The organism is Prevotella phocaeensis (genome assembly GCF_900065875.1).
GTDB classification, from domain to species: domain Bacteria; phylum Bacteroidota; class Bacteroidia; order Bacteroidales; family Bacteroidaceae; genus Prevotella; species Prevotella phocaeensis.
The window spans coordinates 187672-203839 of sequence record NZ_LT160626.1 but is presented as its reverse complement, the minus strand read 5'-3'; the positions used below and the strand labels follow the sequence as shown (position 1 = coordinate 203839).

Sequence of the window (16168 nt, the reverse complement as noted above, 5' to 3'; positions counted from 1 at the left end):
AATCCGAAATATACAAGCTACAATTCATAATTAAATTAAAATATACATGAAACTACCGCTTCTGCAGTTTCTTTTTATTACCTTTGCAACAAACATAACCCTGATTTAGAAAAATCGAAATGGAAGATTATATTGTATCTGCACGTAAGTACAGACCTATGACTTTCGACTCTGTAGTGGGGCAATCGGCCCTCACAACGACACTTAAAAACGCCGTAAAGAGTGGAAAGTTAGCACATGCGTACTTGTTCTGCGGCCCGCGAGGCGTAGGTAAAACCACCTGTGCACGTATCTTTGCCAAGGCTATCAACTGCCAAAACCCCACCGAAACAGGCGAGGCATGCAACGAATGCGAAAGCTGTAAGGCTTTTAATGAGCAAAGATCGTACAACATATTCGAACTTGATGCGGCGAGTAACAACTCGGTTGAGAACATTAAAGCATTGATGGAACAAACGCGCATACCGCCTCAAGTGGGCAAATACAAGGTGTTTATCATCGACGAGGTGCACATGCTATCTACCTCAGCCTTTAATGCTTTCCTTAAAACACTTGAGGAACCGCCCGCACATGTCATATTCATTCTTGCCACAACCGAAAAGCATAAGATACTTCCTACCATCATCTCGCGCTGCCAGATATACGACTTCGAGCGCATGAGCGTGCAGGGTATCGTAGATCATCTTAAGATGGTGGCCGACAAGGAGGGCATTACGTATGAAGACCAAGCACTTTCCATCATCGCCGAAAAGGCCGACGGAGGCATGCGCGACGCTCTTTCGATCTTCGATCAGGCGGCAAGTTTCTGCCAAGGAAATATTACTTATAAAAAGGTGATCGAAGACTTGAACGTGCTGGATGCCGAGAATTACTTTAATATCGTGGACTTATCGCTGCAAAACAAGGTAGCGGAAATCATGGTATTGCTCAATTCAATCATCTCGAAAGGTTTCGACGGGGGGCATCTCATTAACGGATTGGCCGCTCACATCCGCAATGTACTCATGGCAAAAGACGAACAAACGCTGCCATTGCTTGAGGTTAGCAGGCAACAACGCGACAAATTCAGGGAACAGGCGGTAAAAGTACCCACCGCATTTCTATACAATGCCCTTAAAATACTTAACCAATGTGACATCAATTACCGCCAAAGCAGCAACAAAAGACTGCTTGTAGAACTCACACTGATACAGGTGGCACAGCTCACACAACCTGAAGACGATGCCGCCGGTGCGGGGCGTTGCCCTACAAGATTGAAATCCCTGTTCAAGAATATCGTGTCGTCCGTTCAACCTAAACCGGCCATGCAGGTAGCCGAGAACGCCAAACCTATGCAACGTATTACGAAGGCAACGCAGCATAAGGCAGACACCACCGCGCCTTCACCGCAGATGCAGCACCCCGAAAGTGCACCCGCAACAACGGTAAATGCACCGAAAACCAGACTTAGACTGGGCAATCTCGGCATGACTTTTGCCGATTTACGCAACAATGGAGCCAAGAAAAAGGAGGAAGAAGCGGAATTAGAAGTCGTCAACAAAGACGAAAACGCCCCGTTTTCACAAGATGAATTAGACCTACAGTGGCGTATGATGTGCAACAGAATGCCGCAAGAGTTCACCGGAATGGCCGCAAGAATGAAAAATATGCGGCCTAAAATCATCAATTTCCCGCAGGTGGAAATCGTAATCGACAATAAGATACTGCTCGATCAGATTACGGCTATCAAGCATAGAATACATGCCACCTTGGCACGAGACCTGCATAACGGCAATCTACAAATAAACTTTCGCCTTGCCAAACCCGAAGAAGTAGGCAAGGTGTTGACCAAAAGAGAGCTTTTCGACGAACTGCGCAAGAACAATCCGGCCATCGAAAAGCTGCGCAACATATTAGGCTTGGAACTTTCATAAGCCATCGACCGCAGTCCTTTTTATAACATACGGCACCGCGGCCGACGGCTTTTATCTTAAATAAGCGGCATGCCTTCTTTCAAACACTCGGCCCTCATATCGTCGGGCCAGATACTTGCTTGTATCTCGCCTATATGCCCTTTGTGAAGCAGCACCATGCAAAGACGGCTCTGACCGATACCTCCACCGATGCTCAACGGCAGTTTGCCGGCCAAAAGCTGCCTATGGAAGTACAGTTCTTTGCGGTCTTCTTTGCCTTCTATCTTCAACTGACGGCGCATACTCTCCCCGTCTACCCTTATTCCCATAGACGACAATTCGAACGATCTGCCCAATACGGGATACCAAATCAGTATATCTCCGTTGAGTCCTTCCTTGCCATTCTCGGCCACGGTAGACCAGTCGTCGTAATCGGGTGCACGCCCATCGTGCTTTTTTCCATCGCTCAATCGGCCGCCGATGCCTATTATAAACACGGCACCATAACGTTTACAGATTGCATCTTCGCGCTCCTTCGGCGACTTGTCGGGATACATTTGCAACAAATCCTCACTATGTATGAAGCGTATCTCTTCGGGTAAGAACGGCTCGATTTGCGGATAAGTCTCACAAACAAGGTATTCGGTGCGCAAGATTGCGGCATATATGCGCTCTACAACGCTTTTCAGAAACGACAGATTGCGCTGCTGTTCGGTGATAACAGCCTCCCAATCCCATTGATCCACATAAAGCGAATGCAGATTATCGAGCTCCTCGTCGGCACGAATGGCATTCATATCGGTATATACACCATACCCGGGTTCTATGTTGTATTCCGCTAAAGTAAGCCTTTTCCACTTGGCAAGCGAGTGTACCACCTCTGCCTTGGCGTCATTCAAATCCTTGATAGGAAACGTAACGGCACGCTCTACCCCGTTCAGATCGTCGTTGATGCCCAGTCCTTGCAATACGAAAAGCGGCGCAGTTACACGACGTAAGCGGAGTTCAGTGGATAGATTTTGCTGAAAGAAATCCTTTATCAGCTTGATGCCCTGCTCCGTTTGTCTCATATCCAATAATGCACGATAGCCGATTGGCCTTATTATATTACTCATAATTCTATTGTCTTCTAACCTTGTTTCTTCGTTTCAATTTTCGTGCAAAGATAAACAATTAATAAATAACACTGCAACAAACGGGTATATTTATTTCCAAAAAGAAAGTAAAACGCCCCCTATCATTGTCTTTTTGACACATTCCGTTTCTGCTCAAAACACAATATGCCAACATTCTTCCTCGCACCTTTCAATATAACATGGCACATCCGTTACCCACAGACTGCAAGCCTACGGCAGACAGGCGAACCATCTATCCGACATAGAGAATGTATCTAAGATTTCACTGTGGCAGCTTCGCCCCATTTGAAAAGAAAGATTATAGAAAACAAAGACCGCACAATAGAAATCGACTATACCGATTTTCCTGAAACAGATGCAGACTCTGTTGCCGATTGCTGCAACGCAGCATTCGATTATTACAGTCGGCTGTTCGGCGCAGCTCCGGATGGCAAGCTGCTGAAACTTATCATATTGAACGGCTACGACGGGGCTTTCAGCCGTAAAAACTTCATAACTGCTTATGCTACTTCTTACAATGAATGGCTTCATAACCTACTCGGACACGAGATAGGACACTTTTGGTGGCACTCTGCACCAACGGATAATTGGAACGACTGGCTGAATGAAAGCTTTGCAGAGTTCAGTAAACTATGCCTGATCGGGCATGATTACGACGACACAGTGCTCAAAGATTACATCTGTTCGTATAGAGAAACAACCCGCAAGCAGTGTCCTATTTATAATCTCGACCGTAATGCGGAGGGTTCGCATGCCGTTTTTTACCAGAAAGGCGCACTGATACTCTACGATCTTTGGCAGCAAGTAGGCAGCAAGACATTCTTTCTGTTCATGCAATCGGCGGCAGACAGGCATGTAAGCAACAACGAACAGCTGATACAGCAGGCCGACCTGATTTTAGGGAAACAATGGAGCGGGTGGATTATGGAACGGTTGAAACAATGATTTACCAACGGGTGGGCGGTAATTCTCCTACCCCATTCTCCACACATCCGAAAAGGGCAAGACATCCGCTTGCTCCGCCCACGCCCGCCATACCCAATTATCTCTCGTATCACATGCCGCGCCTATCGTACTTATACCCCACTTCTATGTTTCGTAGAGATACTGCTTATCGCGATTAAACGAAACTTCTACGAAAGTAAAGGATGGCCTATTGCGCAAAAATAATGCACGCAATTTGTTGTTTTCAATTATTTTCATTACATTTGCATCCGGTTTTTATGGTCCCGTAGCTTAGCTGAATAGAGCGTCAGATTCCGGTTCTGAAGGTCTTGGGTTTGAATCCCAACGGGATCACTATTCATGTCTATTAACTGTAATTGTTCGATTCGATTATGGAAATTACCGAGCGCTTTATTAATTATACTAAGTTCGATACGCAGTCTGCGGAAGACTCAGAGAGCGTACCAAGTACCCCGAAACAACTTATTTTTGCCAAATTCCTGAAAGAGGAACTGGAACATGAAGGCTTGTCTGACGTAGAAATGGACGAGATGGGCTATATCTATGCCACGCTGAAAGCCAATACAAAGAAAGATATCCCTACAATCGGCTTCATTTCTCACTACGACACGAGCCCCGATTGCAGCGGTGCAAACGTTAAAGCACGTATCATTAAGAACTACGACGGTAACGACATCGTGCTATCGGAAGGTATTGTATCGTCGACAAGCAAATTCCCCGAGTTGAAAGAACACGTGGGCGAAGACCTTATCGTGACCGACGGACATACGCTGCTCGGTGCAGACGACAAGGCCGGAATAGCCGAAATCGTGCAGGCGATGTGCTATCTGCACGACCATGACGAGATAAAACACGGCGATATACGCGTGGGCTTCAACCCCGATGAGGAAATAGGAAGAGGCGCACACCACTTCGATGTGGAGAAATTCGGGTGCCAATGGGCCTACACGATGGACGGTGGAGACCTCGGAGACTTGGAATACGAGAACTTTAACGCTGCCGGTGCGAAAGTATATATAAAAGGTGTAAGCGTGCACACCGGCTATGCCAAAGGCAAAATGCTCAATGCCAATCGCCTCGCATGCGAGTTCAATGCGATGATACCCGAAACGGATATCCCCGAAACAACCGAAGGCTATCAGGGATTTTACCATTTGCTCGGCATAGAAAGTCGCACAGAAGAGGCCAAACTTAGCTATATTATCCGCGATCATGACCGCGAGAAATTCGAAGACCGCAAGGACTTTATCGAGGAATGTGCTAAGAAGATGAACGATAGGTATGGCGAAGGAACGGTGAAGGTGGAACTGAAAGATCAATACTACAATATGAAAGAGAAGATTGATCCGAACATGCACGTGATAGAGATTGTGCTGCAAGCCATGCAAGAAATCGGCATATCGCCGAAAGTAGAACCTATTCGCGGCGGTACAGATGGCGCACAACTGAGCTTCCGCGGACTTCTATGCCCCAACATCTTTGCAGGCGGCGTAAATTTCCACGGCCCCCATGAGTTCGTTTCCGTGCAGGTAATGGAGAAAGCAGTAGACGTTATCATAAAAATTTGTGAGATAACGGCAGATTACGAAGACTAAATAGCATTTCTCCTCCCGTCCTCTCCTGAAGAAAGGAACTCGGCTTGTTATGTATAGGCTTACTCTATCTCTTTGGGAGAAGGCAGGGGGAGGTCCTTTCTCAATATGGCAGACCTCCCTAACTTGATTAAAGATTTGGCACTGATACTGGTAGTTGCCGGTGCTGTTACATTGATATTCAAGAAGCTCAAGCAGCCTCTTGTACTCGGATATATAGTGGCCGGTTTCCTCGTATCGCCCAACATGCCCTACCTTATGTCGGTTGTCGATAAGAAAGACATACAGGCTTGGGCCGACATTGGCGTGATATTTCTGCTGTTCTCCATGGGCCTCGACTTTTCATTCAAGAAAATTACCAAGCTGGGCATGTCGCCTTTCATTGCCGTAACCACTATTCTGTTGACGATGCCCATACTGGGTTACGCTGCAGCCACCTGCTTCGGGTGGTCTCACATGGAGGCGATTTTCCTCGGAGCCATATTTGCCATTTGCAGCAGTACTACCATTATATATAAGACGCTGACCGACCTAAAACTGAAACAACAACGCTTTGCGAACATCGTTCTTACGGTGCTGGTGCTCGAAGACGTAATTTCGATTGTTCTGATGGTAATGCTTTCGGCTCTTGCCACAGGCAAAGATATGGAAGGAAGCGAGATATTAGCCATCATTTTGAAGATTGTATTTTTCATTGTGCTATGGTTTGTCGTAGGTATATTCCTCATTCCGTTGCTTCTCCGTAAGATGCGAAAGCTCCTTACCAATGAGATATTGCTCATTGTTTCGTTGGCCTTGTGCTTCTTTATGGCCATTCTATCGTCGAAAGTCGGCTTTAGCAGTGCTTTCGGCGCTTTTATCATGGGTTCCATTTTGGCCGAAACAGTAGAAGGAGGTAAGATAATTAAGGTGGTAGATCCGCTGAAAGACCTATTCGGGGCAGTGTTTTTCGTATCGGTAGGTATGCTTGTCGATCCGCATGTACTCATACAATATGCTCTGCCGATACTGATTATCGTGATACTGATTATCGTAGGACAGGCCATTTTCGGTACGTTTGCTTTCCTGTTGAGCGGACAGTCGCTGAAAACAGCCATGCAGTGTAGCTTTTCTATGGCGCAGATCGGTGAGTTTCCTTTCATCATCGTATCATTGGGACTCTCGCTGGGCGTTATCGGAGAATTTATGTATCCCGTAATCGTTGTAAGCTCTGCAATCACGACATTCTTTACCCCTTACGTTATCAAAGCATCCATCCCTTGCTATAACTTCATAGAACAACGACTGCCAAAACGATGGATCAAGCTGCTGAACCGGCAGACAATGGGCGAGGAAAACGATACGAACAGCAATAATTACTGGCGTAACCTGCTCGTTCCGATGGTACGGCAGACAGCCATCTATATCGTGCTCACCATTGCCGCGATAGTAATGATGTTTTCTTTCTTCTTACCGTTTGCACGGCATTTACTATCTCGTGAATGGGCCAATATCGTAACCGGACTGCTCACATTGTTCCTCATTGCCCCCTTCCTAAGGGCCATTATCGTAAAGAAAAATCACAGCAAAGAGTTTAAATATCTATGGGGAAAGAGCCTGAAGAACCGTCCTACACTCGTATTTACCATCGTAATACGCACTTTTATTGCGATAGGTTTTATCTTTTACATATTAAATTATCTGAGCAATCTGTCGCTTGCACTGATAACAAGTATTGCCATCGGAGCTATCATCCCCATGATTTTATCGAGGAGTTTGAAGAAACGAAGCATCAAGATAGAACGTATATTCATACAAAATCTCCATTCAAAGGAAATAGCCGCTACAGTTTTGGGACATCGACGGCCATTATATGCCACTCGTCTACTTGATCGAGACGTGCATATAGCCGAATTCGAAGTGCCCGAAAACAGCACGTGGGGTGGTAAAACGTTAAAGGAACTCAATCTAAGAAGCCGTTTCAGGGTACATATAAGCAGCATTCTCAGAGGAAAACAGCGACTTAATATTCCTAATGGAGACACCGTTATCTTCCCTTTCGATAGGATTGAAGCCATCGGTAATGACGAACAACTCACGACATTCAGTAAATCTTTGAGCAATGACATCTATCCCGACGATCCGGAAATAGAAAAGAGAGAGATGAAACTCAGGCAGATGATTATCAAAAGCGATAGTCCTTTTATCGGTAAGACACTTGGCGAGAGCGGCATCCGTGATAAATACAACTGTATGGTAGTGGGCGTGGAAGAAGGTCAGGAGAACCTTACAATGATTACACCTTCACGAAAATTCGAAAAAGGAGATATCATTTGGGTGGTAGGAGAAGAGCAATCATTAGCCGCCTTAGGTATCTCTTAAGCCGACATTCTTACTCGGAAAGCTGCATATTCGGCAATTTCGGCATCAATACCACTGCACAGCATTGCTGTAACCGCTGCGTTTATCGTATTTCAGAGCATCGGTTAATGTTGCCGCATTGCATCGGAAAGTAAAATTATAGCTTGTGTAAGGCGCAAGTACAACCTGACAGCTCATATTGAAGCAGTGCAGGTCGCGCTGAAGAGATGCCGTGGTCATGCTCATTGCATGGTTCTCGAAATCGTAACCGGATGAGAAACTAATGTTCCATCCATCACTAATACGCAGGTTTCCACTAACGTTAAGCGTTTGCGTAAACTTATAAGGATAGCGCATTTTGTCGTAGTTGAATTTGCGTACATCGGTATTCTCACGCATCGTAATGCCGTAACCGATTGTCAAAGACCACGGCATGGAGAACTTCATGTAGCCGTCATCATCGGTTTCGGCCTTTCCTCCTCCGCTCTTTTTCTTGGCACCGCGCTGACCTTCTATCATATCCTCGTCTACGTTGCTCTCAATATCTGTGTCAACTCCTTCTTCGTCTTTGCGATTACGTTTCTTATTGCTATCGTCTTCGGCAGTACTGCCACCGAACAGTTTCTTGAGTTTTTCCGGCGTTAGTGTGAACGATATGTTCTGCGACATGCCTAGGAAACGCCCGAAACGCCCATAGCTCCATTCGGTTCGGTTGCCCACATACGGTACTCCGTCTGCCCCAACTTCGTAAGCATAAGTAGCAAACACGGCATTCATATTAAAGGTATAATTCTTCCACCACTTCAGGCGAATGTTCATACTGAGATCGCTCCATGGCTTTTCTTTTGCCGCCATATTATACGACATTGCCATACCGAGATTATCGATAATACTGATTTTCTTAAATCCGGTAGAATCCTTATCCGATTTCACCTTCATTTCAATATTGTTATCAATACTGAACGATACGCTTCCGGTACGCCCGCGCCCCGGAACACCATACAGTCCGCTTCGATAAGGAGAATACTCAACAAGCGATACATTGCCATCGGCATCTGTTTTCATATACGTATCATAATATCCATAGCGCCGTGCACCGAAATCCGGAGCATAACTGAAACTCACTTGCGGAGTTATAACATGGCGTATAGCTTGTATTTTATCACCGAAAATCTTACGGTTAGGCGTCCAAAATCCGTAGAATTTAGTCGACATGGAAAGGCTGAGGTCCCAATTATAAATGTTATGAAATCCGTATATAGTATCTGCCAATTCAACCTGACGGGCGGCATCCCACGAACGTTTGATCTTATTCGTATACATGCGATCGGTAAAGTTGAAGCTCGGAGTAACATTAATATAATTGAACAAGGTGAAGTTTCCGCTCAACGGAATACGATGTTGAAACCCGTTACGCCAATCTTTTATAAGGTTTGAATGCAGGAAACGATCCTCCTTTGTACTAATAGAATTGGAGAATTGTCCGGTATAACTCACCGAAATCTTTTCATACCAACGTTCGTTCCCCGCAGCATGTTTACGCTTAAACGGATAAAATCGGCTAATACTGATATTCAGATCAGGCAGCGTCATAGCAAGAGAAGAGTCGCGCATATTTTGAGATAAGTTGGCTGTACTGCTAAGCGACATGCCGATACTGGAAAATGTAGTGCTCCAACTTACCGAGGATGTTCGCGTACTCTGCGTCATAGTCTGTGGATTGTACAAACTCGAAAGGTTGTTACGTTCATAACTCGACGATGCATAATTTACGCTTGCCGAGAAAGAACTGTAAGGATTAGCCTTGGCATCCTGCCGATGGCTCCACTGTAACTTGATACTCTTCTGCCGACTGTAATCGGGTAATCCTTTGTCACCCGTTTTGGTATCTTGATAACTGAATAAGAAACTACCGCTGTACCTGTACCGTTTATTGTAATTAGATGCGGCAGATAAGCCCCATGAACCTTTGGTGTAAATCTCTCCGAGGAGCTTTAAATCCCATTTGTCGCTCATAGCAAAGTAGTAACCACCATCGCGCAAATAAAATCCCCTGTCCTGTTCATCGCCGTAAGTAGGCATGATAAAACCGCTCGAATAGCTCTTTGTGAACGGAAAAAAGCCGTAAGGGATAGCCAAGGGCAACGGTACATCGGCGACAACCAAATAGGCAGGCCCGAACACAACATCCTTTCCCGGGCGCACTTTAGCTCTTGAAAGCGCGATATAAAAATCGGGATGCTTCTTGTCGCAAGTGGTATACCGACCATGTTGCAAGAATATATCGCCATCGGCATTACGCTTCGACAACTGACTACTTAAGAAACCATCCTGTTGTTCGGTATAAACATTCTTAATCAATCCCTTTTTAGTCTTGAAATTAAATGCCATCGTGTCGCTTTCATAGCTATCCTTCCCCATCTTGAACTGCGGTGTACCTTCCAATTTTCTCGATGCAGTGTCTTTAATAGCACCTGTTGCGTACACTATATTACTGTCGAGATTGATATAGATTTTCTCGCTTTTCAAATCCATCTGTTCGTATTTCACGCTTGCATCGCCGTAAAGATACGCCGTTCTCGTCTTGGCATCGTAAATCATCGAGTCGTTCGACGCATATTCCACCGGTGCCTCTAATCCGTTTGCCTTAAGTCTGTTAAGAGAATCCAAGCGGATGGAGTCGTCTATCTGCTTGTTATGTCGGAAAATAGCGAGCTGAAGAGAGTCCATCGTCATTGTATCTACCGCCGGTCTTTCCGTAGAATCCGGTGCGATGCTGTCGTTTCTGAGAGAGGTATGTACCTTGCGTTTTTTCTTGAAAAAAGGTACATTTGCATCTGCCACCACAAAGACAATGGCGAACAACAGCAAAAATATGACCGATTTACTTCTCATATAGTGTGCAAAATTACTTAATTAAAAGGTAATTAGCGAGCGATTTCTTTATTTTAACTTTTATGTAAAATCCCCTTTCTTCCATACCGAATTTCCACTGAAAATAATCGTTATTCAAACATTTCTGCCCATTTTCTGAAACGGGCTACACCGTCTTCTCCGAATTTCGATATACTTTTCAGCGCCTCCTCCATCGTCTTTTCACGGTCAAGATGTGTCTTCGAGAAAAATTTATCGGCATAGCAGATAATCTGTTCCTCAATTGTTTCGGGCAGAAAATCCTGATGCGGAAGAGGTAGATTTTGATTTTTAATCTGCTCTTTGGTGATACCGGCTCCGGTATGCCGTTCACATACCCGTGCATGCCGTTCGTATCTTTCGCTGCGAAGCATCTCTGCACCAATCCTGCCATGACAGATATACGGCTCTGTTCCGAAGCATTGTATGCTCGGCGCATTACATCTAACGATGCCAATATCGTGGAGCATGGCCGCCTCTTCCACAAATCTACGGTCGGCATGCAGTTCGGGATGTCTATCTACAATATCCAATGCCTTGTTGCACACCGCACTACTGTGGGCAACAAGAATATTACGCAACTGCGTATTTTTATCGTAATATTTATCGATAATCGCCTGATAATCCATTTTTGTTATCGGTAAAAAACAAAAAATGCACAGTAAACAATGCATATTCATGGCATTGTTACTGTGCACTTCATATCATGTCCGGTCAATTAATTCTGCTCTCTCTCGATATAAGCAATAGTATCTCCCTTGCTTACTTTCGATCCCTGTTTGGCATTGATCTCCACAAGTTTGCCTCCTAAAGCCGCAGGAATTTCTACAAACTCGCCCCACGGCGCCTGAATATAGCAGAACACATCGCCTTCCTTATACTCCTTACCGATGAAAGGCTCCACAGACGGCGCACATTCACCCTCGCCATTGAACTCCCAGAACAGCTGTCCCTTCACGGGAGCCACTATCGCATCGGCCTTTGCATGCTTGAAAGCGGCAAGTTGTTCGGGCGACAGTTTACTGCCAAGTTTCTCGTCTTTAGCCTTTTGCAGGTCGGCAAGGAAGTTTTTCTTGGCCTGTCCACTCTTATAATTACGATACTGTTCGGGATGCATGGCAAGCTCGAAGAGCTCCTCGTCATCCTGTCCGTACTCCCAACCATTCTCGTCCATCTCTTTTCTGAAGTCATCGAGAGCATTCTTGAGCAGCGTATGAGGATCGGCATCCGTAAATTCTCGTCCTTGTTGTTTGGCAAGCTCCACAAGCTCGGGCGCAATTGTACCGGGCACCTTACCGCTCTTTCCTAAAATCATTCCCCACATAGAGTCGTCCATCATTACGAACCTTCCCTTGCCTTGTTCCATGGTAAGGAGGTTCATCAGGGCAATGTTCTTGGTATATTGAGAGAAAGGCGTTACCAATGGAGGATAGCCCACGCGAGGCCAAACATAAGTTACTTCATCGAAAAGTTTCACGAGCATATCATCCATCGACAGCTCCTCTTCGCCTTTCTTCTTACGTAGATTGTTGATAGTATTCTTGATTGGTCCCAGATCAGACATCATACTACCCATCATACCGCCCGGTAATCCGCAACCAAGGAGCAGCGACGACATTATTTTATTACCCGGATTAATAAAATAACCCAGCCACTCATCGATGAATTCCTGTGTAAGTGCGCGTGCTTTCATATAAGCATTCATATTGATTTCGGGTACATCGAAGCCTTCGTTCTTCAGCATACTCAGCACAGATATGATATCCGGATGCACCTTACCCCACGACAGCGGTTCCATAGCCGTATCTATAATATCGGCACCGTTATTGCATACTTCGAGAATACTTGCCATAGAAAGCCCGGGGCCCGAATGTCCATGATACTCGATAATAATATCCGGATGCTTCTCCTTAATCATTTTGGTAAGTTTACCCAGAAATGCCGGCTGACCTATTCCGGCCATGTCTTTCAGACAGATTTCCTCCGCACCGGCCTCTATTTCCTGATCTGCAATCTTCGCATAATATTCCAAAGTGTGCACCGGAGAGGTCGTAATGCAGAGAGTTCCCTGCGGTGTCATCCCTGCCTCTTTGGCCCATTTGATACTTGGAATAATATTACGTACATCGTTAAGCCCGTCGAAGATACGCGGAATATCCACTCCTTGGGCATGTTTTACCCTGTACATCATAGCCCGAACGTCGTCCGGAACCGGATACATACGCAGAGCATTCAAACCACGGTCGAGCATATGCGTCTTTATCCCTACCTCATTGAAAGGCTTGCAAAAAGCTCTTACTGCATCGTTAGGGTTCTCTCCCGCCAACAAGTTTACCTGTTCGAAAGCCCCGCCGTTAGTCTCCACACGGGCAAAACATCCCATATCGATAATTACCGGAGCAATGCGTTCCAACTGATCCTTACGAGGTTGAAACTTACCCGAGCTCTGCCACATGTCCCGATATACGAGACTGAACTGAATTTTCTTCTTCATATCGTAATTATTTTTTATTTCTTCACATAATAACCGCCTGCAAAATTAGACAAAAAAATCCGAAATTCTCCCCATACATATCTTTTTTTATGATTTAAAAACCTAAGTTCAAAACAAGAAAATGATATGGATATAACTGCAACCCCATTTTTATATTTCACTGCAACCGCATATAAAAGCGCAAAGAAAATAAATATTCATATATTCACAACCGCCTCTCTTTATCATCGCAAAGTACTGTTAACCAACGAAATATATCTGTATTTAACACGACGGCATGACATTAAATAACAATAAAGCCTACACATTCATCTCTTGGAAATATCACCTATGCTTCATAGCACGATGGTGTATGCATCATAGAAAATAGATGTAAGAAAGATATGAAAGAAAAACATGCATAATTTTTCTTTCATATCATCAGCTGAAATATGCCAATAATCCTTTAATAATCGGCAATCTCCTTCTATTATGATGATATGACAGCAAAATAAAGAAACCACTCCGGTGGGCGTAGAAAGAAGATATTCTGCATTAATAAAACGGTATCAGAACTCAAATCCCAAATTTATATAGAAACAAAGTCGTTTGGTTTTGCTCGACCAACCCAATGTTGCACCCAGCGGACCGAGTATGCTATCGTAATAATACGACAACTGCATACCTGCTTTCGGTCCATGACCGAAAAGGTTCTTCAATACCTTACCGTCTTCATACCCCGCCAATTTCAGAAGTACATAGTTGTTTTCGGTCAGTCTTTCCTGCAAAGTCAGCTGCAAAGCCATAAACTTATCTTCCACACGTTCTATATAACCTACGCCTGCAAAAGGCAAATGCCGACAGTCGAGATAATGGCCGAACCACTCGCCCCCTATTACCGTTTTGACCGGTGCCGGTGCATTATTGCCGAAAACCAGCCGGCCGTAAACCATAGGTTGCAAGGTAAGTCGCGAAAAAAGCGGAAAACACATGCGCCACATGGCATTGACGGCGTGAATACCCGCATGATGATTGTACTTGATAAAGTTATCTGTATAATAACCGTAGCCGGCATGAAACTTAGCTCCTCGTACAGGGAAATTCCATTTATTTTCCGAATTATAGTCCACATCCGCCCGATACGTCAGATAATGGGCATCGTCCAATCCCCTATCGGCATTCCATTCTCCGCTGCCGACATCGAGCAGTATATTACTGAAATGGTAATAATCCCACCGCAATCCTAATTTTATATTAAAGTTGCGTATATTGAACTCGAGAGGTACAAGGTCAGCCGTGTGCTGATTATAGGTAATATTCGCCTGACGTTTCCCCTTTTCGTTCACATTGATATCGTTATGACGGAAGATATACCCTACAGACATTTTTCCCAAAGCCCAAGGACAGAAGTTCAGATCGGCCTTAAACATGATACGTTTGCCCAGTCTTAACGTCACATCGGTATACATCGGCATGCGTGTTTTCAACAAAAACTCCGAATTGACCTGCAATGCAACCATCTCTTCCGTATCGAAACGTACCCCGAGAGCTACCTGATTTCGTCTTTTTTCCTTAGCCGTAACAATTACATCGTAGCCTTTTTCATACGCATTATACACATAGTCGGCATCGCTATAGAACAGGTCGTCATGCATAGAGGTTACCATTTGGTCCATTTCTGCCGGCGAAATACTGCCCCGTTCAGCCAAACGATATTTCTTCTTCAATAACTTTTCGTCTGCAGGAGCTACGTTTACAAAACTTATACTATGCAATTTTACCTTATCGGCAAACGGTTTCTCATGTCGCAATGCTATTTTCGGAGGCATGAAATCTAACTCATAGCCCAACTGTTTCTTCAGAGCGACCAACTCGTCCCAATACTTCATGGCCGCTTCTTCGCCCCTACGTATCAAGGTATCGATGGCCGCAACGCTGAAACTTGCTGCAGAATATCCATGCGTATCGGCATGTATGAGTACATCGGTATTAGCTATATTCTCGCTATATTTATTTTTACAGTTCACATCTACTATTTGTCCGAGAATTGCACTGCCGCTGTTCAGTTCGTCGGCAGTCTTGGGAACTCCCTGAACCACAACACCTATCACCACATCGGCACCCATCTGTCGGGCCACGTCCACAGGGAAATTATTGCGCAGTCCGCCGTCTACAAGCACCATATCTCCTTTCCGTACCGGCGAGAATGCCCCCGGAATAGACATACTGGCACGCATGGCTTCGGCAAGCACGCCGCTATGGAAAACATATTCGGTATTATCAACAATATCTGTCGCCACACATGCAAACGGAACAGGCAACAAATTAAAATCCACAGAGTCGCGATAACCGGCCGTAAGTTTGGCAAACAAGCGGGCAAGGTTTTTACCTTCGACGATGCCTCCTGCCATTTTAACTGTATTATTGGCAATCGAAAGGTCTCTCGAAAGGAAATAAGTATTCTGCCGTTTACGGTCGGCAAGGCTTTGATGGATAGGATCTGTCTTATCCGAAAGCAGGAAAGACCAGTCTTGCATGTGCACCATAGAGTCTAAACATGTGGCATTATAACCTATTGCATACAATCCGCCAACAATAGAACCCATACTTGTGCCCGTAACGATATCTACCGGTATGCCGGCTTTCTCTATTACCTTCAGTGCACCGATGTGCGCCATGCCTTTGGCACCGCCGCCGCTCAATACCACTGCCACCTTTTTACGTGGCATTTGCTGTGCCGTTGCAGAGATTGTTAACAGTGCTGCCACAGACAACGTAACAAGACAATTTCTTCCTTTCATAAAAAATCCAATCCGTAAATAAAAGCATTCTGCCTGCCTCGTGCAAACAGTTTGT

10 protein-coding genes and 1 tRNA gene are annotated in these 16168 nt (G+C 45.1%); 6 read left to right on the top strand and 5 right to left on the bottom strand.

The window, feature by feature from the left end:
- Positions 1-119: 119 nt before the first annotated feature.
- Entirely contained in the window at positions 120-1913 is a 1794-nt protein-coding gene (locus BN3912_RS09030; RefSeq protein WP_023983609.1) for a DNA polymerase III subunit gamma/tau, read from the top strand.
- A 56-nt stretch (positions 1914-1969) separates the two neighbouring features.
- Here BN3912_RS09030 and asnA read toward each other — a convergent pair whose 3' ends face one another.
- Positions 1970-3007, bottom strand: coding sequence for an aspartate--ammonia ligase (asnA, locus tag BN3912_RS09025; RefSeq protein WP_023983610.1), 1038 nt, complete (start codon positions 3005-3007; stop codon positions 1970-1972).
- A 288-nt stretch (positions 3008-3295) separates the two neighbouring features.
- Between asnA and BN3912_RS09020 the strand changes: the two genes are divergently transcribed.
- The 5 genes from BN3912_RS09020 to BN3912_RS09005 all read left to right on the top strand — a co-directional run bounded on the left by BN3912_RS09020 (position 3296) and on the right by BN3912_RS09005 (position 7947).
- Entirely contained in the window at positions 3296-3973 is a 678-nt protein-coding gene (locus BN3912_RS09020) for a M1 family aminopeptidase (protein ID WP_023983611.1), read from the top strand.
- Positions 3970-4152, top strand: a complete 183-nt coding sequence (locus BN3912_RS12200; protein WP_154665153.1) for a hypothetical protein — start codon at positions 3970-3972, stop codon at positions 4150-4152. Before BN3912_RS09020 ends, BN3912_RS12200 begins: the two co-directional genes overlap by 4 nt.
- A 101-nt stretch (positions 4153-4253) precedes the next feature.
- Positions 4254-4327 (top strand) — tRNA-Arg (locus BN3912_RS09015).
- A gap of 38 nt (positions 4328-4365) precedes the next feature.
- Positions 4366-5589 carry a peptidase T gene (pepT, locus tag BN3912_RS09010; protein ID WP_064972302.1) on the top strand — a complete coding sequence of 408 codons (1224 nt, stop codon included), beginning with the start codon at positions 4366-4368 and terminating at the stop codon, positions 5587-5589.
- A 105-nt stretch (positions 5590-5694) separates the two neighbouring features.
- Complete coding sequence (locus BN3912_RS09005) at positions 5695-7947, top strand: cation:proton antiporter (protein ID WP_023983614.1); 2253 nt, start codon at positions 5695-5697, stop codon at positions 7945-7947.
- Between the two features lie 45 nt (positions 7948-7992).
- Here the strand turns inward: BN3912_RS09005 and BN3912_RS09000 are convergent, their stop codons facing one another.
- From BN3912_RS09000 to BN3912_RS08985, 4 genes are all read right to left on the bottom strand, one after another.
- Positions 7993-10821: a putative LPS assembly protein LptD gene (locus BN3912_RS09000; RefSeq protein ID WP_023983615.1), complete on the bottom strand. Its 2829-nt coding sequence runs from the start codon at positions 10819-10821 to the stop codon at positions 7993-7995.
- A 110-nt stretch (positions 10822-10931) separates the two neighbouring features.
- Entirely contained in the window at positions 10932-11468 is a 537-nt protein-coding gene (locus BN3912_RS08995) for an HDIG domain-containing metalloprotein (protein ID WP_023983616.1), read from the bottom strand.
- 89 nt (positions 11469-11557) lie between these two features.
- Positions 11558-13333, bottom strand: a complete 1776-nt coding sequence (locus BN3912_RS08990; RefSeq protein ID WP_004369885.1) for a biotin/lipoyl-binding protein — start codon at positions 13331-13333, stop codon at positions 11558-11560.
- Positions 13334-13881: 548 nt separating this feature from the next.
- Positions 13882-16113 (bottom strand): patatin-like phospholipase family protein, encoded by a 2232-nt coding sequence (locus BN3912_RS08985; RefSeq protein WP_023983618.1) that lies wholly within the window; start codon positions 16111-16113, stop codon positions 13882-13884.
- Between the last annotated feature and the right edge of the window lie 55 nt (positions 16114-16168).

What these genes read in the sequence shown, in the direction of transcription:
- BN3912_RS09030 (WP_023983609.1), top strand. Translation starts at nt 120, where the DNA reads ATGGAAGATTATATTGTATCTGCACGTAAGTACAGACCTATGACTTTC.
- asnA (WP_023983610.1), bottom strand. Translation starts at nt 3,007, where the DNA reads ATGAGTAATATAATAAGGCCAATCGGCTATCGTGCATTATTGGATATG.
- BN3912_RS12200 (WP_154665153.1), top strand. Translation starts at nt 3,970, where the DNA reads ATGATTTACCAACGGGTGGGCGGTAATTCTCCTACCCCATTCTCCACA.
- pepT (WP_064972302.1), top strand. Translation starts at nt 4,366, where the DNA reads ATGGAAATTACCGAGCGCTTTATTAATTATACTAAGTTCGATACGCAG.
- BN3912_RS09005 (WP_023983614.1), top strand. Translation starts at nt 5,695, where the DNA reads ATGGCAGACCTCCCTAACTTGATTAAAGATTTGGCACTGATACTGGTA.
- BN3912_RS09000 (WP_023983615.1), bottom strand. Translation starts at nt 10,821, where the DNA reads ATGAGAAGTAAATCGGTCATATTTTTGCTGTTGTTCGCCATTGTCTTT.
- BN3912_RS08995 (WP_023983616.1), bottom strand. Translation starts at nt 11,468, where the DNA reads ATGGATTATCAGGCGATTATCGATAAATATTACGATAAAAATACGCAG.
- BN3912_RS08990 (WP_004369885.1), bottom strand. Translation starts at nt 13,333, where the DNA reads ATGAAGAAGAAAATTCAGTTCAGTCTCGTATATCGGGACATGTGGCAG.
- BN3912_RS08985 (WP_023983618.1), bottom strand. Translation starts at nt 16,113, where the DNA reads ATGAAAGGAAGAAATTGTCTTGTTACGTTGTCTGTGGCAGCACTGTTA.